Origin of the sequence: Kitasatospora sp. NPDC057223, assembly GCF_042669755.1 — a bacterium.
In the GTDB taxonomy this organism is placed as follows: domain Bacteria; phylum Actinomycetota; class Actinomycetes; order Streptomycetales; family Streptomycetaceae; genus Kitasatospora.
On the sequence record NZ_JBHUWW010000114.1, the window covers coordinates 13,333 to 30,686 of the forward strand.

The window sequence follows — 17,354 nt, forward strand, 5'->3', positions numbered from 1 at the left end:
GACCGGCTTCGTCGTTGTCCGGACGCCTTCCCCCGCCCCGCGCCGGCTCCCGGGGACTGCTCCGGGGTTCAGCTCCCGGCGGCCGGCAGGTCGGCGCTGACCTCGAAGCCGCCGTCGCCGGTCGGGCCGGCCGTCATGGTGCCGCCCAGCAGCTGGGCGCGCTCGCGCAGGCCGACCAGGCCGTGGCCGCCACCGGGCAGGGCGCCGACCGGGCGCAGCGCCGGCGGCCCGTTGCGCACCTCGACCCGCAGGACGCTCCCCCGGGCCCGCACCCGGACCAGCACGGCGGCGTCCGGCGCGTACTTGCCGATGTTGGTCAGCGCCTCCTGGACGGTGCGGTACGCGGCCCGCTCGACGGCCTCCGGCCAGGCCCGCCCGCCGACGCTGACCTCGGTCTCGGCGGCCAGGCCGCTCTCCTCGATGAGCCGCTCCAGGTCGGCCAGCCGGGGCTGCGGCGCCGGCGGCACGTCGGTGCGCACCCGGGACGTCCGCAGGACGCCGACCATCTGGCGCAGCTCCTCCAGGGTCCGGACGGACAGTTCGCGGATGGTGCGGGCGGTCGCCACGGCGGCCGGGTCGCTGCTGCTCACCTGGAGTGCGCCGGCCTGGATGCTGATCAGGCTGACCTGGTGCGAGACCACGTCGTGCATCTCGCGGGCGAGCCGCCCGCGCTCGGTGATCAGCACCCGCTCCGCCAGCAGCCGGCTCTCCCGCTCCTGGCCACGGGTCAGCTCGTCCAGCCGGGCCGCGAGTTCCAGCCTGGTCCGGGACAGCAGGCCGAGGGCGGCCGGACCGGCCGCGAGCATCACGCACTGGATCGCGTACAGCGCGTTGTCCCGGTCCAGGGCGAGCGGGTGGTCGCTGAGCGGCCAGTGGAAGAACTCGACCAGGGCGAAGACGGTGGCGCAGAGCACGCTGAGCCATGTCCGGGACCATCGGGCGGCGGCCGTGTAGACCGCGGTGACGGGCGCGATCCAGATGTAGTTGAGGTAGCTGCCGGGCAGCACCAGCAGAAGCACCGGCCCGGGCAGGCGCCGGCGCAGCAGCAGGGCGACGGCGGCCAGCACGGACAGGCCGTTCTCCCACCAGGACGAGCCGCGGGCCACCAGGGCGGCGTCCACCAGGGAGAGCAGCACCGGCAGCAGCAGCATCAGCCAGGGCGCGGTGACCCAGGCCGGGCGCCGGGACGGGGGCCGGCCCGGCGGGGGAGCGGCGGTGGTCATGCGTCGCCGCGCGGCTGGGTGTGCGGGTGCGGGTGCGCCGGGGGCTTGAGCAGGCCGGCCCGGTGGGCGACCACGGCGGCCTGGACGCGGTTCACGGCGTCGAGCTTGCCGAGGATCGCGGAGATGTGGTCCTTCACGGTGCCGGTGCCGAGGAAGAGCCGGTCGGCGATCTCCGCGTTGGAGAGGCCCTCGCCGAGCAGTGCCAGGACGTCGAGCTCCCGGCCGGTGAGGGTGCGGGCCAGTGCGGCGGCGTCGGCGTCGGGCCCGGCGCCGTCCACGTAGCCGCCGATCACGGTGCTGGTCACGGCGGGGGAGAGGATGCTGCCGCCCGCGGCCAGCACCCGGACGGCGTGCACCAGCTGTTCGGGGGCGGTGTCCTTGAGCAGGAACCCGGCGGCGCCGGCCCGCAGGGCGGTGCCGATGTACTCGTCGGTGTCGAAGGTGGTGAGCATCGCGACGGCGGGCGGTTGCGGCAGGGCGCGCAGCAGGCGCAGCACGGAGATGCCGTCCACGTCGGGCATCCGGATGTCGAGCAGGACCACGTCCGGCTCCAGCCGGCGGACCTCCTCCTCGGCCCGGCCGCCGGAGCAGTCGCCGACCACTTCGAGGTCGGGCGCGGACCCGACGATCAGCCCGAGGCCGGACCGGACCAGGATCTCGTCGTCCACGATCAGTACACGGGTCGTCGCCATGGGTCCCTCCTCGGGGCGGTGCTGTGGGGGCACGTGCTGCGGGGCCCTCCGAGCCTAGGCCCTGCCGGCGGACGCGCCGCCCGGGCGTCACCCCCGCCATTCGGCGGGGGTGTGAATCGGCTACCTGGTTCACGAAATTCTCATCCTGGGTGAGCCACCATGGAGGGGAGCAGCTCCCGTCGGCGCAGGCCGGGCGGGGTGCGGCCCGGCGAGGGCGGCCTGTGCGGGCGGGCCGGTACTGATTCCCGAGGTCGATGCCCGGTGCCGGCTGTCCGGCGCCCGGCGCCCGATTGTGCGGATGCGCCCCACCATCTGATCGTTTGGAATAGAGCTGTGTCGTCCACTGTGAAGCCGGAGCCGTCCGCCGCACCCCCCGCCGAGGACCGGTCCGGCCTGTCGGCGCGCTGGGGCCCGCGGGCCGCCGCCTCGACGGTCTGGTACCTGCGCCTGCTGGCGCTGCTCAACCTGGTGGGCGTCCTGGCGGTGCCGTTCCGCGACCAGGTGCAGGACCACAACGAGGGCGAGTACTTCACCCCGTACCTGATGACGGCGGGCCTGGGCTCGGTCGTCCTGTCGGTCTTCCTGGCCATCGCGATGCGGCGGCGCAAACGGGCCGCGTGGATCTTCAACCTGGGGCTGGGCGGTCTGACCTTCGCGGTGTACGTGCTGTTCATGGCGTTCTCCGGCGACGGCTACGACTACGTCAAGCACCCGTTCAACTGGTTCTCCATCACACTGACCGGCCTGTTCGTGCTGGCCCTGCTGGTCGGGCGCAGGGAGTTCACCTCCAAGGGCGACCGCTCCAACCCGAGGACGGCGGCGGCGACATTCGTCGCCGGGCTGCTGGCCGGCGCCGGGATCGGCGCGTTCCTGGTCTGGCTGAACAACACGCTCCACGGCGCCGACTTCTGGGACCTCTACCGCTACTCGCTCGGCCGGATGGTCACCGTCGCGCCGTCCCAGCACCTCGACTCGGTGATCTCCGTGCCGACCTGGGTGAACGCCGTCATCAACGCCATGAGCGCGGTGCTCTTCCTGCTGGTGATCTACGTGGCGTTCCGCAGCCCGCGGGGCAAGGAACTGCTGACCGAGGAGGACGAGGCCCGGCTGCGGGCCCTGCTCGACCGGCAGGGCGGGCGGGACTCGCTGGGCTACTTCGCGCTGCGCCGCGACAAGGCGGTGATCTTCTCCCCCAGTGGCAAGGCGGCGGTGACCTACCGGGTGGTCGGCGGGGTCTCGCTGGCCTCGGGCGACCCGATCGGGGACCCGGAGGCGTGGCCGGGCGCGATCGAGGCCTGGCTGACCGAGGCACGCGAGCACGCCTGGGCGCCGGCCGTGATGGGCGCCTCCGAGGAGGCCGGGGTGATCTACGCCCGGCACGGGCTGGACGCACTGGAGCTGGGCGACGAGGCGATCGTCGAACTGGACGAGTTCTCGCTGGACGGCCGGGCGATGCGGGTGGTCCGCCAGGCGTACAACCGGGTCAAGCGGGCCGGCTACACGGTGCGGATCCGCCGGCACGAGGACATCCCCGAGTGCGAGATGGCGGAACTCGTCGAGCGGGCGGACCAGTGGCGCGACGGCGCCACCGAGCGCGGCTTCTCGATGGCTCTCGGCCGTCTCGGCGACCCGGGTGACGGCCGCTGCGTGATGCTGGAGTGCCATGACGGCGAGGGCGACCTCAAGGCGCTGCTGAGCTTCGTGCCCTGGGGCGAGACGGGCCTCTCGCTGGACCTCATGCGCCGCGCGCGGGACACCGAGAACGGCCTGATGGAGTTCATGGTGATCGAACTCCTGCAGCGCGCCGACGAGGTCGCACTGGAGCGGGTCTCGCTGAACTTCGCGATGTTCCGGTCGGTCTTCGAGCGCGGTTCCAAGCTGGGCGCGGGGCCCGTTCTGCGCCTGTGGCGTTCGGTGCTGGGCTTCTTCTCCCGCTGGTGGCAGATCGAATCCCTCTACCGTGCCAACGCGAAGTACCGCCCGATCTGGGAACCGCGCTACCTGCTGTTCGAGAAGAGCAGCGAGATCCCCCGGATCGGTATCGCGAGTGCCCGCGCCGAGGGTTTCATCACCGCACCGAGTCTGCCCGCTCTGTTCCGTCGCCGACACACCCGCTCCGCTGTCGCGGCGCCCCGGGTGCCGGTGGCGGAACGCAGTGGGAAGGGGTAATCCCTCCGCCGGGGGGCGGAGGGAGGGCCGGCCGCCGAATGCGCCGCCGTAGCCCGGTCGGCGTCATTCCTGCGGCGTCATCCGGACGGGGGTGTTCCGGCCGGGAGTGTCCCACCTGAGGATGACCCGGATTCGGCAATTATGCCGATGAGGATTCTCCGGTCGGCTTCTAATGTTGAGTGCTAACAGAGGTTTCGGGGACTGTCGGATACGGAGTGACACCTGTGATTCATCGGACCCACGCGGGGGGCGTGCGAAAAGGGCCGTTGGCATTCGCCGAACGGGCCGTTGTCGCAGAGTGGGGGCCGTTGTTCGGCGCTGTCCGGGAGCGGGTGGTCCAGAAGAAGTTCGCGGCCGTCCCGCTGGCGAGCGCCGCGACGTTCCTGGTCCTGTTGTTCAGCGTCGTCCAGCACCTGCCCGGGGGTGACCGCTTCGTCACCGAGATCGGGGTGGTCAGGGCCTCGCTGCCGCTGGAGGTGTCGCTGGTGCGCACCCCGCTGTCGCTGTTCGTCCCGGCGCTGGACCTGCCCGTCTGGGGTGCGCTGGCCCAGGTGTTCCTGGTCTTCGGGGTGGCCGAGATCGTGCTCGGGCGGCGGCTGACGCTGGTCATCGCCTACGCCTGCACCCTCGCCGGGACGCTCTTCGCCCGGATCGCCGTCTCGGTCGGCCCGGACCACCTCTTCGGCTTCCCCGGCTGGGTCGCGCACGTGCGCGACACCGGGCCGTCGGCGGCGGTCGTCGCGCTCGCGCTCTGCATCGCCTTCCGCTGCCGGGCCTGGTTCACCGGCGGCACGGTGCTGTTCCTGATGGTCGGCGAGGCCGTCATCCTGCCGAACCTGGCGGGCCTGGAGCACGTGGTCGCGCTGCTCGCGGCGGCGTTGATCGCCGCCACCGTCGAGGTGTTCGGCGGCTACTGGCCCCGGGTGCTGGCCGGGGTCGGTGCGGCCGCCACGATCGCGGCGGCCGCCTCCCGGGCGCCCGACGCCCGCCGCCGCGCCTCCGCCGGGGCCTGAGGGCCGTCGGCCCGGAGCGGGCCGCCCCGCCCCGCCCCCGGTCTCAGCCGCGGGCGGCGGGGCGGGGCAGCGGCAGCTCGAACCAGACCACCTTGCCGACCGCCTTGCGGGCCGTGCCCCACCGCTCGGCCAGCGAGGTCACCAGGTGCAGCCCGCGGCCGGTCTCGCCGAGCTCCTCGGCCGGCTCCAGCGACGGCAGGTTGTGGTTGTCGTCGCTGACCTCCACCAGCAGCTTGTCGACCCGGATCAGCTGGAGCTGCACGCGGTCCCTGGCGACCCGGACGGCGTTCGTCACCAGCTCGCTGACCAGCAGTTCGGTGGTGTCCGCGATCGCCTCCAGGTGCCAGGCGGCCAGCTGCTCGCGGACCAGCGCACGGGCCCGGCGCACCTCGGCGGTGTCGACCGCGAGGTCCCAGGTGGCGACCTCGGTGGGGGCCACCCCGTCGAAGCGGGCCACCAGGAGGGCCACGTCGTCCTTGCGGTCGTCCGAGTGCAGCCGCTCCAGGACGACGTCGCAGGCCTGCTCGGGGGTCTGCTTGGGATCGATCAGGTTGCCGCACAGCGCGGCCAGCCCGGCTCCTATGTCGCTGCCCCGGACCTCGACCAGGCCGTCCGTGCAGAGCACCAGCATCGAGCCGTCCTGCACGTCGATCTTCTTGGCGACGAACGGCACCCCGCCGACGCCGATGGGCGCGCCGGCCGGGATCTCCAGCAGCTCGCCGGTGCCGTCCGGGTGCACCAGCACGGGCGGGACGTGGCCGGCGCTGGCCAGCTCGCACGTCCGGTTGATCGGGTCGTAGACCGCGTAGAGGCAGGTCGCCAGGTGGTCGTCGCCCAGCTTGTGGGCCAGGTTGTCCAGGTGGCGCAGCAACTGGCCGGGCGGCAGGTCCAGGGCGGCCAGGGTCTGCATCGCCGTCCGGAAGCGGCCCATCGCGGCGGCCGAGTGCAGGCCGTGGCCCATCACGTCGCCGACGACCAGGGCGACCCGGCTGCCGGGCAGCTGGATCGCGTCGAACCAGTCGCCGCCGACCTCGGCCCGGGGGTCGCCCGGGAGGTAGCGGTGGGCGATCTGCACACCGGGGATCCGCGGCGGGCGGGTCGGGATCATCGAGCGCTGCAGGGTGGTGGCGACCCGCGACTCGGCGCGGTGCAGCCGGGCGTTGTCCAGCGAGAGCGCGGCGCGGGCGGCCAGCTCCTTCAGGGTGGCGGCGTCGCTCTCGTCGAACGCCCCGCGGTCCGCCAGCCGGAGCAGCTTCAGGACGCCGATCACGGTGCCCCGCGCGGACAGCGGCAGGACCAGCATCGAGCGGCCGGCCACCACCTGGACCAGCACCTCACCGCCCACCGGCGAGCTGCTCAGCGAGGCCGCGTAGTCGACCGCGACGTCCGGGCTGACCACCGGGACGAGGACCGGCTGGTTGAGCTGCAGCGCCATCCCGGGCGGGGTGCTGCGCGGCATGGCGAGCAGCGCGCCCTCCTCCAGGACGTGCTCCCACTCCCCCTCGGCCGCGTTGAACGTGCGGGCGACCCGGCGCAGCATGGTGGCGTCGTCGGGCCGGGTGGCGGGCAGCTCCGAGTCGGAGATCAGGCCGTCCAGCAGGTCGACGCTGGCGAAGTCGGCGACCCGGGGGACGAGCACCTGGCAGAGTTCGCGCGCGGTGGTGTCCAGGTCCAGCGTGGTGCCGACCTTGCCGCCGACCTCGTTGAGGAGGGCGAGCTGCTCGCCCGCCTGGCCGTCGGTCAGGATCGGCAGGACCTGGTCGGCCTGCGGGGCGCCGCCCGGGGCGGGGATCACGGGCACGGCCGGGCCGGCCCGGTACTGCCCGTCGGCGCCGGGATCGGCGGCGGCCTGCTCGATGGTGACGTCTCCTTCGGACGAGGCGGCGGGAGTGACGGGCGCGGGGCCGGCGGCCCCCTCGCGCTGGCCCGGTACGCCGCTGCCGGGCGCACCCGGCGGCAGCACCCGCAGGCCGAGCGGCGACCCGCCGCGGGCGGTGGCGGGCCGGCCGGGCTCGGCCCGGCGGCCGCCGGGCTGCTGCTCGGTGCGGGCCGGGCCCAGCCGGGAGGCCCGCTGCTGGGCGGTGGGGTAGCGGCGGCCGAGGCCGGCGGCCGCGCGCGCGGTGCCCGCGGCGGGCGGCTCGAACGGCAGGACGGGCAGGACCGTCCCCGCGTCCATCCACAGGGCGGGCAGGCCGGCTCTCCGGAGCTGGGCCAGCAGCCGCTGCGCGCGGCGCGGCGACCCGGCGGGCAGCAGCGAGGCGAGCGGCCCGGCGGAGCCCTGCCCGGGCGGGGCGAAGGCCGCCGTGAGGCGCTGGAAACCGCCCTGGGCGGTGGCGGTGGCCGCGTACGGCAGCTGCCGCTCGCCGATCGCGATCCGGGGGCCGGCGGTGCGCAGCGGGCGGGCGTCGGTGGCGAGCGCCAGCAGGCTGCGGCCGGCCGGCTCGATCAGCGGGTAGGCCCACCAGAAGACGTCGCGCAGGCGCTCCTCGCGGTCGGTGACGGCCATCGCGCCGGCCCAGGGGGTGTCGAGCTGGGTGAGGTCGTCCAGGGTGTCGAAGGCGTCGCAGCGGCGCCCGGCCGGCGGGCGCTCGGGGCGCGGCACGGCGGTGGCGTCGGCCGGCGGCCCGGGGTGGGAGCCGGCGCGGGACGCGGACCTGGGCTCGACCGCGGGCAGCAGCCCCGACGCGGTGCGGCCGTGCGCCACCTCGGCGCGGTGCCCGAACAGCTCCTCGGCGGCCCGGTTCCACTGGACGATCCGGCCGTCCTCGTCCACCAGCACGGCGGCGAGCCGCAGCAGGGCCGCCACCCCCGCCGGCGGGTTGTCGCGCTCGGCTGTGCCGCCCTGGCCCGGTACTGCGGCCGGGGCGTCGTCCGTACTCGGTGCGGAGTCGGGCTCTTCCACCATGGATTCGGTCTGCTCCCGCCTGGCCGCCGCGCCTGGGGGTGGCCGTTCTGTGTGGTGGGGCGGCGTGCTCTGCCGTTCCCAGCGAAGCACGGAGAGGGTCTGGACTGATAGCGAAACGGTGAGATTGATAAGTATCGGTTGCGCACCACCCGGTGTACGCCGCCGCGCACACCCCGTCCCCCGATCGGTGGGGTGCCACGGCCTCCGGCCAGGCCTGGGAACAACCCGATCGGGGTACTCTGGCGGATCGGACCGAGACGAGACAGAGGCGAGAAGGTGACCGCGCAGAGCCCCGTCCGCTGGTCGGACCCCGAGCAGCAGCAGCTGGAGGAGCGGGTCGCCGCCACCGAGCTGGCCTGGCTCACCCTCGACGTCGACGTGCAGACCCTGCGGGTCGAGATCGACAACTTCGCGCTGATCCACCACCAGCTCCTCGGCCCGCTGTACGCCCGGCTCGACGAGCTGGACGCGCTGATCGCCGAGGCCGTCGCCGCCCGCAGCGGCGACCCCGAGGACGCGCGCCGGGCCGCCGACGCCCGCCGCCAGGTCGACGAGCTCCCCGACCTGGAATCCCTCTTCGCGGACATCGCCGACGTCCGGGAGCAGCAGGCGGTGACGCCGCCCGAGGCGCCCGCCAGGGTGCGCCCCGGCAAGGACGCCCAGCGGATCTACCGCGACCTGGCCCGCCGGGCCCACCCCGACCTGTCGACCGACCCGGCCGAGCAGCAGCGCCGCTCCGCCTTCATCGCCCGGGTCAACGAGGCCTACGCCTACGGCGACACCCGGATGCTGGAGCAGCTCGCCGAGGAGTGGTCCACCGACCCCGAGGCCGCGCCCGCCCTCGACTCCCCCGACCGGCTCGGCTGGCTGCACCAGCGGCTGGAGTGGCTCGGCGGGAAGATCGCCGAGGTGGCCGCCGAACAGGTCCGGCTGGAGAACACCGCGATGGGCGAACTGCTCGCGCTCTCCCCCCAGGACCCGGACCGGCTGCTGGAGGAGCTCGCCGAGCAGCTGCTCGCCAAGGCCGCCGCCCAGCAGGACGAACTCGCCCGGCTGCTCGCCGGCCGAGGCGCGCACCGGTCCGCGCACCCGCACCAGCACCAGACCCAGGAGACCCAGACGATGTTCGCCCAGATCCCCGCCACCGACGCCGCCTCCGTCCCCGCCGACGCCGCGCTGCTCGACGTCCGCGAGCAGGACGAGTGGGACGCCGGCCATGTGGACGGCGCGCTCCACATCCCGATCGGCGAGGTGGTCGCCCGGATCGGCGAGCTGCCCGGGGGCCCGCTGTACGTGATCTGCCGGGTCGGCGGGCGCTCCGCGCAGGTCGTCCAGTACCTGGTGCAGCAGGGCCACGAGGCCGTGAACGTGGACGGCGGGATGCTGTCCTGGGACGGCGCGGGGCGCCCGATGGTGAGCGGCGGCAGCGGCGAGCCCTTCGTCCTGTAGGGCCTCCCCCGGCCTTCGGCCGGAGCGGCACCCGGAGCGTCACCGCGGTAGGGCAGGATGGGCCCGCCGCGGCAGGGCGCCGTGGCCGGGGAGAGCGGGGGAGCATGGCGGCGACCGTCGACGACCCGTCGGACGAGGCGCCCGCGCCCGGGGCCGGCCCGCGGCCGGTACGCGTCTGGTCGACGCCCGCGCTGGCCGTCCTCTGCCTGGCCGCCGCGCTGCTGCTGGGCGGCACCGGGTGCTTCCTGGGCGCCGTGTTCCTGCACGTCGCGCCCGCCAACTCGCTGTCCCGGGAGTACCGGCCGCAGGTCGACGGGCTGGTCTACCCGGAGTTCGAGCAGAACTGGAAGCTGTTCGCGCCCAACCCGCTCCAGCAGAACACCGACCTGGCCGCCCGGGTCCGGACGGCGGGCGAGGGCGGTGAGACCCACACCCGTCCGTGGATCGGGCTCACGGCCCGGGACATCGCCGCGGTCCGCGGCAACCCGGCGCCCAGCCACGCCGACCAGAACCTGCTGCGCCGGGCCTGGGACTTCTACGACGGCTCGCACAGCGGGCCGGACGGCTCGCTGAGCGGCCCGCGCGGGCCGCTCGCCGAGCAGTACCTCAAGCGGATCGCGCTGCAGCGGATCGGGCGCACCGTCGGGGGTGAACGCGTCCTGGAGATCCAGTTCCGGGTCACCACCACGGTCGTCACCCCGCCGTCCTGGAGCGGCGAGAGCCCGCCGCCCGTCCAGCCGCCCCGGGAACTGCCCTGGTGGCTGGTCGACGACGAGGACTACCGGGGGCTGGCGTGAGCGAGACGTCCCAGGCCCCGCAGCAGCAGCTGCTGGGGGGCATTCCCCGCCAGTCCGCCGCCGATCCGCCGGCTGACCCGCTGGCTGACCCGACGGCCGCGCCCCGGCCCGGGCCGGATGCCGGGCCGCCCGGCGGCCGGGCGGGCGTCCTCGCCCGGGCGTTCGGCGCCTTCACCGGCCGCGTCCTCGGCCCGTACCAGGCCGCCGTGGTGCGGATCGGCTTCGGCCTGGCCTGGCTGGCCTTCCTGCTCCGCGAGTGGCCCGAGCGCCGGGTGCTCTACGGCGACCGCTCGCCCTGGTCGCCCGACCTGGCGGGGCAGCTGCTGGCGGACAACGGGGCGTTCACCGTGCTGCCCTGGTTCACCGGCCGGCTCTGGTTCGAGCTGGTCTACCACCTGGCCGTGCTCGCGGCCCTGCTGGTGGTGCTCGGCTGGCGCACCAGGGCGAGCGGCGTGGTGTTCATGGTGACGCTGCTGTCGCTGCAGAACCGCAACGTGTTCGTGGGCGACGGCGGCGACAACGTGCTGCACGTGATGGCGCTGTACCTGGTGTTCACCCGCTGCGCCGAGGTCTGGTCGCTGGACGCCCGGCGCCGGGGCGGCGGCGGCCCGGCCGGGGTGCTGCTGTGGGTCGTGCTGGGCGCGGCGCTGACGGCCGGCCAGGCGGGCGCCTTCTCCGGTGACTCGCTGGACTGGACCGCCCCCGGCCGGTCGGTGTTCGCGGTCGGCCCGCTGCTCTGGGCGCTGTGGGCGGTGGCCGGGCTCTGGTACGCCGTCAACCGCCGGTGGCCGGACGGTGAGCCCCGGGCCGTCCTGGACGCACTGGCGACCATGGTGCACAACTGCGCGATGCTGGTGATCGCCGCCGAGGTCGTGCTGATCTACTCCACGGCCGGCTGGTACAAGGTGCAGGGCTCGCGCTGGCAGGACGGCACGGCCCTCTACTACCCGCTGCACCTGGACTACTTCACGCCCTGGCCCGGGCTGTCCGGGCTGCTCGGCTCGCTGCTGCTGCCGGTGTTCCTGATCTCGTACGGCACGGTGGCGGTGCAGGTGGCCTTCCCGTTCACGCTGTTCAACCGGCGGGTCAAGAACGTCCTGCTGGCGCTGATGATGGTGGAGCACGCGGGCATCGCGGTGGTGCTCGGGCTCCCGGTGTTCTCGCTGGCGATGATCGCGGCGGACGCGGTCTTCCTGCCGACCGCCGCGCTGCTGTGGGTGGGGGCACGGGCCGGCGCGCTCGGTTCCCGGGCCGGACGATCTGTGCTGACCTAAGCTGTCCCGTATGTCCTGGTTCGCCGCCCTTCGCGACACCACGCGGACCGGGCTGCACCTGGACCGGGCGCTGACCGATCCCAAGCGGGCGCTGCGCGGGGCCGTCGCGGTGGGGCTGGTGCTGTTCCCCACCCTCGCCCTGAGCGGGCCGTCGCTCGCCACCTCCGCCGCGATGGGCGCCTTCATCGCCGGCACCGCGACCTTCCAGCGCAGCTTCCGCCCCCGCCCCACCATCGCGATCGCGGCCGGCGCCGGGCTCGGCGTCAGCACCTTCCTCGGCTACCTGGCCGTCGGCGTGCCGGGGGCGTTCCCCGTCCTGCTCGCGGTGTGGGCCTTCGGAGCCGGGCTGATGTGGGCGATCGGGCCGACCGCCGGCGTCGTCGCGGCCAACACCGTCTCGGTGATGCTGGTCGTCGTCCAACTGCCCGTCAGCGTGCCCGCGGCCCTCGGCCACGGCCTGATCTGCGCCCTCGGCGGCGCGGTGCAGGCCCTGGTCATCACCGTCTGGCCGATCGGCAGCTGGACGGTGCAGCGCGAGGCCCTCGCCGACACCTACGCCGAACTGGCCGACTACGCGCGCCGGCTGCGCCAGGACCCGACCGCCCACGTGGACCCGGAGCCGTTCATCACGGCCCGTCACGCCGCCACCCTGACCCCCTGGCAGGAACGCCACCGGCCGCCCGAGATGCGCGGCCTGCGCGGCATCGCCGAGCGGATCCGCCCCGCCCTGGCCGCCATCGCCGACCCCAAGGTCGGGGCCCCCGCCGAGGGCCCGGAGCGGGACCGGGCCCGGGAGGTGCTGGCCGCCTCCGCCGAGGCGATGGACGCGCTGGCGAAGTCCGTGCGCACCGGCGATCCGCTGCGGCTGCCCCGGTCGGCCCCCGCCCTCACCCTGCTCACCCCCACCGAGGGGCCGCAACTGCGCGGCGCCGCCCGCCGGGCCACCCGCCGGCTGGCGGGCCTGCTGCGCCGGGCCGCCGACACCCTCGACCGCAACGATGAGGAGACCGTCAGCAGCACCCCCGAGTACGGCGCCCAGGGGCGGCTGCGCAAGCCGCCGCTGTCCCGGATGGTGCCGGTCGCGGCGCGGGCCGTGGGCCGCCAGCTCCAGCCGCGCTCGGCGATCTTCCAGCACGCCGTGCGGATCGCCGGGGTGGTCACCGCCGCGTACCTGCTGGCCCGGCTGCTGGGCCTCGGGCACGGCTACTGGGCGCCGATGACCGCCGCGATGGTGATGCGCCCCGACTTCGCGCAGACCTACAGCCGGGGGGTGGGGCGGCTGGCGGGCACCGTGGTCGGGGTCGGCATCTCCACGCTGGTCGTCCAGCTGGCGGACCCGGGCGAGTGGCTGTCGGCGGCGCTCGCGGTGGTCTGCATCGGCGTCGCCTACCTGACGCTGCGCACCGGGTACGCGCTGATGACGGCCTGCATCTCCTCGTACGTGGTGTTCCTGCTCGGTCTCCAGCCGGGCGATCCGCTGACCACGGCGTTCGAGCGGGTCGGGCTCACCCTGCTGGGCGGCAGCGTCGCACTGGTCGCGTACGCGCTGTTCCCGACCTGGCAGTCGGCCCGGCTCGGCGAGCGGCTCGCCGAGTGGCTGGCCGCCGCCGGCCGGTACAACGCGGCGGTGCTCGCGCTGTACGGCGACCCGGGCGGTGGCGGCGGGCCCGAGGTGCGGGCCGCGCTGCTGGACTCCCGGGAGGCCCGTTCCGAGTTGCTGCAGGCCGTCCAGCGGGCCGACGCCGAACCCTTCCGGCACTCCACCCGGCTGCCGGACGTCTCGCGCAAGCAGATCGACCGGGCCCGGGCGGCGGTCGGCCACCTCGGCCGGGCCGGCGTGCTGCTGGAGGCGCACCTGCCCGCCCCGGACGCCGATCCGGTGCCCGGCCTCACCGAGTTCGCCGAGGAGGTGAAGTACGGCACCGCGCTGGCGGCCGGCGCGCTGCTGACCGGGCAGCAGGTGGACTTCGGGCCCGTCCGGGAGGCGCACGCCAGGCTGGAGGAACAGCTCGCCGCCGCGCCGAGGAGCGAGCAGCTGGAGGTGGCCCGCTCCGGCACCCGGCTCCAGTTGCAGGCGTTGAAGGACCTGGAGCGGGCGCTGCGCCGCGGCGGCGGCCGCGGCGCCGCCCAGCAGCCGAGCGAGGCCCGGCTCTGAGCCGCGCCGCCCGGGTGGCAGAGTGGCGGCATGGACGACAAGACCGAGGCCACCGGGTGGGTACGCGACTGGCGGGAGTGCGCCGAGGCGCCGGGGACGGTGCTGCTGGACGGGTTCCACGCGCTGAAGCACGCGCTGCGCTTCGGCGGGGACGTCCGGTACGTGCTCACCGCCGACCGGGCCGGGCTGCTCGCCCTGGCGGCGGAGCTGGCCGACGACGTGTCGGAGCGGCTCGCCGCGCTGGCCGTCGAGGTGCCAGCGCCGCTGCTGCGCACGGTGCTGGCGAAGGTGCACCCGACCGGTGTCGCCGCGCTGGCCGTCCGGCCGGACCGCGCCGCCAACCTGGCTGCGCTGGCGCCGACCCCGCGCCGGGCCCCGGTGGTGGTGCTGGAGAACCCGCGCAACCAGGGCAACGTCGGCGCGGTGATCCGGCTCGCGGCGGGCTTCGGTGCGACCGGCGTCGTCACCACCGGCGACCTCGACCCCTGGCACCCGGGTGTCGTCCGGGGCAGTGCCGGGCTGCACTTCGCGACGGCCGTGGAGCGGCTGACGCTGCCGGAGCTGCCGCCCGGCCCGCTGTACGTGCTGGACCCGGAGGGCTCCGACATCCGGTCGGTGAGCGTGCCGGACGACGCCCTGCTCGCCTTCGGGTCGGAGCGCCACGGCGTCTCGGCGGAGCTGCGCGGGCGGGCCACGCGGCTGGTGGCGGTGCCGATGCAGCCCGGCGTCTCCAGCTTCAACCTGGCCACCAGCGTCGCGATGGGGCTCTTCCACTGGATGTCGGGCCGCCGGCCCTGAACCGCCCCGGGCCTCGGGGCCCGGGGGCAGGGCCGGCGCCCCGTCAGCCGAACAGCCGGCGCCAGGTGTCCGGGCCCGGGTAGCCGTCCGCCTCGCTGCCGCGCCAGCCGAGGGACAGCTGGAAGGCCTGCACGTTGAGCCGGTCGCTCTCCGTCCAGCGCGGGCCGGGGCCCTGCGTGTAGTAGCGCCCGAAGCCCTTGCGCACCAGCTGTTCGCCGAGCTGCTGGACGTGGCTGTTGGACTGCCCGGGCGCGAACCTGCCCGCGCCCGGGAAGGCGGGCACGCCGGTGGCCGGCGGCGGGGTGACGGGCGGGGTGGTGACGGGCGGCGGCGGCGAGGCTCCGTCGATGTTCCGGCCCTTGCCGTTGACCAGGTAGTCCCAGGTGTCGCGGCCGGGCAGGCCGTCGGCCTCGGCGCCCTTCCAGCCCTGCGCGAGCTGGAACGCCTCGGTGGCCTTCCGGTCGGCCTCGCCCCAGGTGGGGCCGGGCCCCTCCGAGTAGAACCGGGCGCCGCCGCGCTGCACGAGCATCTGGCCGAGCTGGGTGATGTAGGCGTTGGACCGGCCGGGCCCGAACGTGTCGGCGCCGGGGAAGGCGGTGCTCTGGCCCGCGCCGTCACTGCTGGCGCCACCGCCTGGCGACAGCGCCTTGTAGCGGTAGGGCAGGTAGGAGGCGGAGTTGCTCCAGTAGGCGTACGGCGTGGTGCGCCTGGTGGTCGTGGGGGAGGTCTGCTCGTAGGCGAGGTAGCTGGTGCGGGCGGAGTCGGCCCAGCCGCCGAAGATGGTGACGTGCGAGCCGGCCTGCGGGTTCGAGGGGTTGTTGAAGACCAGGATGTCGCCCGGCTGGAGGTCGGCCTTGGTGATCCGGTCGGCGAAGTCCGGCAGCGTCCAGGTGGTCTGGCTGCTGTCCAGCCCCCAGGCCATCGACACGAAGCCGGAGCAGTCCTGGCGGTAGCCGTCCGACCAGTAGCTGCTCATGCTGTACGGCACCTTCTGGTCGACCCAGCCCTGGGCGCGCGCGATGATCTGCTCACGGGTGACGCCCTGGACGGCCTGCAGCCTGGCGCCCTGGCCGGCCGGGTCGGTGCCGAAGCGGCCGGTGACCTCGCCCTGCGGGGTGCTCGGGGTCGGGGCGCTGCTGGTGCCGCCCGGGGTGGGTGCGGCGGCCGCTCCGACGGCTCCCCCGCCGATCACGGTGCCGACGGCGGCGACCAGGACGGCGGCGCGGCGGCGCCGGCTGTGCGAGGCCGCGTGTCCGCCGTCCCGCACGGACGCGGCGTGCAGTCTGGCTCTGCGACGTGCGGTGCAGCCGGTGCATATGCAGTCGACGTCGGGTTCGACCTCGTCGAAGTCGAGCAGATCGGTCATCTCCGCCTCTTTCCGGGCCACGTCTTTCCAGGGCCATGCGCTGACGGCATGGCAGGAGTGACCTTCCCAGGTCGAATCCGCGTGTTATCGGGACCAAAGTCCCAAATCGGACGAGTATTCGCCACGGGAGGCTGGGCCGGGTGGGTGAGTCCGGCCGACGGGCGGCCGGGTGCGGGCGGACAGGGCGTTGCGGCGGGCGGGCTGTGCCGGTACGAATCGATCGGACCGCGGACGGGTCAGCCGGCGGGCCGGGGAGCGGTCACTCCCACTCCCAGCGGATCCCGACCTGGCCCGGCTGCTGGTCGGGCGAGAGCACGTGGGCGCTGGCGGAGGCACCGATCCAGAGCTGCTCGCGCCGCCGGTCCACCTCCTCGCCCGGGGCCCGGTCGTAGCGCTCGCTGTGGGCCGGCACCGCCGCCGGGTCGAAGTGCACCTGGAGCACGTACTCGCGCACCGGCACCGCGAACCGCCGCCCGTACACGGTGGTCGGCCCGCCGGGCGGGATCTCCACCTCGTACTCGAAGACCGTGCTGTCACCCAGGCCCAGCGGCCGGTCGAGCATCAGCTCGGCCACCACCAGACCGATCTCGGGGCGCCTCCGGACCCGCCCCAGCCGGCCGTGCCGGACGGAGGTGATCTCCGGGCAGCCGGTCGCCTCCTCGTCCGCCTTGTGCACCACCAGGCAGCGCGCCACGCCGCTGACCGTGGCCCGGACGACCTGGCGCATCCTCAGCAGGTAGCCCCGGCGCTGCGCGTCGACGTAGTAGGCGTCGTGGATGCTGAGCCGCTCCAGCTCGCCGGTCGGGGGCGCGTCCAGCTCGCTGAAGACGTCCGCGATCTGCTGCTCGCCGGGCCAGACGTCCTCCAGCCGCAGGCTCCCGGTGGCCGGGGCGGCGGCCCAGCGCCCGCGCGGTCGCGGCGGGCCGAGCAGGGTGGACAGACCGGTGTGCGGCAGGCCGAGCAGTTCCTCCAGCAGATGGACGGCGTGCAGCGAGGCGGCCCGCTCGGGCTGGCTGCGCCCGCGCCGCCAGTAGCTCAGGGTGGTGACGCTGACCTTGATGCCGCGCCCGGCCAGCGCGGCCCTGATCCGGTCCAGGCTGAGGCCGCTCGCCTCGACGGCGGCGTTCAGGGCCTCGGCGAAACTGCCGGCCGAGCCGGGCAGCGGAGTGCTGACCAGGGGTGCGCCGGTCAGGGGCGGGCCCGCCAGCGGCGTGCCGGACGAGAGGGCGACGGGTTCGTGCTCGCCGGCGCGCTGTTCGATCAGGCGGAGCCTGGCGGCGTTCTGTGGGAGTTGTGAGCCCATCCGGATACCTTCCCCACCAAGCGAGTTCGGCGGGACCGGCCCGCCGCCGGTATGCGCTGGTAGCTGCGTCACCGAGCTGTGGGGAACCCTACGCACGGTCGAGAGGCTACGTCATCACTCGTGCGTATGACAGTGGTCACGACAACAGGGCCGCGGATCCGTGGATCTTGAAACACGGCCGCAACGTCACCGCCGGGGCGAGCCCGAAGG

The 17,354-nt window shown here is 74.8% G+C and carries 12 protein-coding genes; 7 read left to right on the top strand and 5 right to left on the bottom strand.

The window, feature by feature from the left end; genetic code table 11:
• Positions 1 to 68 precede the first annotated feature (68 nt).
• Complete coding sequence (locus tag ACFUK0_RS30470) at positions 69 to 1,223, bottom strand: sensor histidine kinase (RefSeq protein ID WP_380255686.1); 1,155 nt, start codon at positions 1,221 to 1,223, stop codon at positions 69 to 71.
• A complete protein-coding gene (locus ACFUK0_RS30475; protein WP_380255687.1) occupies positions 1,220 to 1,915 on the bottom strand; it encodes a response regulator in 696 nt (231 codons plus the stop codon). Before ACFUK0_RS30475 ends, ACFUK0_RS30470 begins: the two co-directional genes overlap by 4 nt.
• A 159-nt stretch (positions 1,916 to 2,074) precedes the next feature.
• On the opposite strand from ACFUK0_RS30475, the gene ACFUK0_RS30480 reads away from it, so the two are divergent.
• Entirely contained in the window at positions 2,075 to 4,084 is a 2,010-nt protein-coding gene (locus ACFUK0_RS30480) for a phosphatidylglycerol lysyltransferase domain-containing protein (RefSeq protein ID WP_380255688.1), read from the top strand.
• A 308-nt stretch (positions 4,085 to 4,392) separates the two neighbouring features.
• Positions 4,393 to 5,097 (top strand): hypothetical protein, encoded by a 705-nt coding sequence (locus tag ACFUK0_RS30485; RefSeq protein WP_380255689.1) that lies wholly within the window; start codon positions 4,393 to 4,395, stop codon positions 5,095 to 5,097.
• Positions 5,098 to 5,140: 43 nt separating this feature from the next.
• On the opposite strand, the gene ACFUK0_RS30490 is transcribed toward ACFUK0_RS30485, so the two are convergent.
• On the bottom strand, positions 5,141 to 8,002 hold the full coding sequence (locus tag ACFUK0_RS30490) for a SpoIIE family protein phosphatase (protein WP_380255690.1): 2,862 nt from the start codon (positions 8,000 to 8,002) through the stop codon (positions 5,141 to 5,143).
• 276 nt (positions 8,003 to 8,278) lie between these two features.
• Here ACFUK0_RS30490 and ACFUK0_RS30495 point away from each other — a divergent pair, with 276 nt between their 5' ends.
• The 5 genes from ACFUK0_RS30495 to ACFUK0_RS30515 all read left to right on the top strand — a co-directional run bounded on the left by ACFUK0_RS30495 (position 8,279) and on the right by ACFUK0_RS30515 (position 14,475).
• Positions 8,279 to 9,451: a rhodanese-like domain-containing protein gene (locus ACFUK0_RS30495; RefSeq protein WP_380255691.1), complete on the top strand. Its 1,173-nt coding sequence runs from the start codon at positions 8,279 to 8,281 to the stop codon at positions 9,449 to 9,451.
• A gap of 104 nt (positions 9,452 to 9,555) precedes the next feature.
• Positions 9,556 to 10,248: a DUF5819 family protein gene (locus ACFUK0_RS30500; protein ID WP_380255692.1), complete on the top strand. Its 693-nt coding sequence runs from the start codon at positions 9,556 to 9,558 to the stop codon at positions 10,246 to 10,248.
• Positions 10,245 to 11,522: an HTTM domain-containing protein gene (locus ACFUK0_RS30505; protein WP_380255693.1), complete on the top strand. Its 1,278-nt coding sequence runs from the start codon at positions 10,245 to 10,247 to the stop codon at positions 11,520 to 11,522. The genes ACFUK0_RS30500 and ACFUK0_RS30505 overlap by 4 nt, the downstream gene beginning before the upstream one ends.
• A gap of 10 nt (positions 11,523 to 11,532) precedes the next feature.
• A complete protein-coding gene (locus tag ACFUK0_RS30510; RefSeq protein ID WP_380255694.1) occupies positions 11,533 to 13,677 on the top strand; it encodes an FUSC family protein in 2,145 nt (714 codons plus the stop codon).
• 30 nt (positions 13,678 to 13,707) lie between these two features.
• Positions 13,708 to 14,475, top strand: a complete 768-nt coding sequence (locus ACFUK0_RS30515) for a TrmH family RNA methyltransferase (protein ID WP_380255695.1) — start codon at positions 13,708 to 13,710, stop codon at positions 14,473 to 14,475.
• Positions 14,476 to 14,518: 43 nt separating this feature from the next.
• Here ACFUK0_RS30515 and ACFUK0_RS30520 read toward each other — a convergent pair whose 3' ends face one another.
• Positions 14,519 to 15,841, bottom strand: coding sequence for a peptidoglycan-binding protein (locus tag ACFUK0_RS30520; protein WP_380255696.1), 1,323 nt, complete (start codon positions 15,839 to 15,841; stop codon positions 14,519 to 14,521).
• Positions 15,842 to 16,100: 259 nt separating this feature from the next.
• Entirely contained in the window at positions 16,101 to 17,144 is a 1,044-nt protein-coding gene (locus ACFUK0_RS30525) for a hypothetical protein (protein ID WP_380255697.1), read from the bottom strand.
• Positions 17,145 to 17,354: the final 210 nt, after the last annotated feature.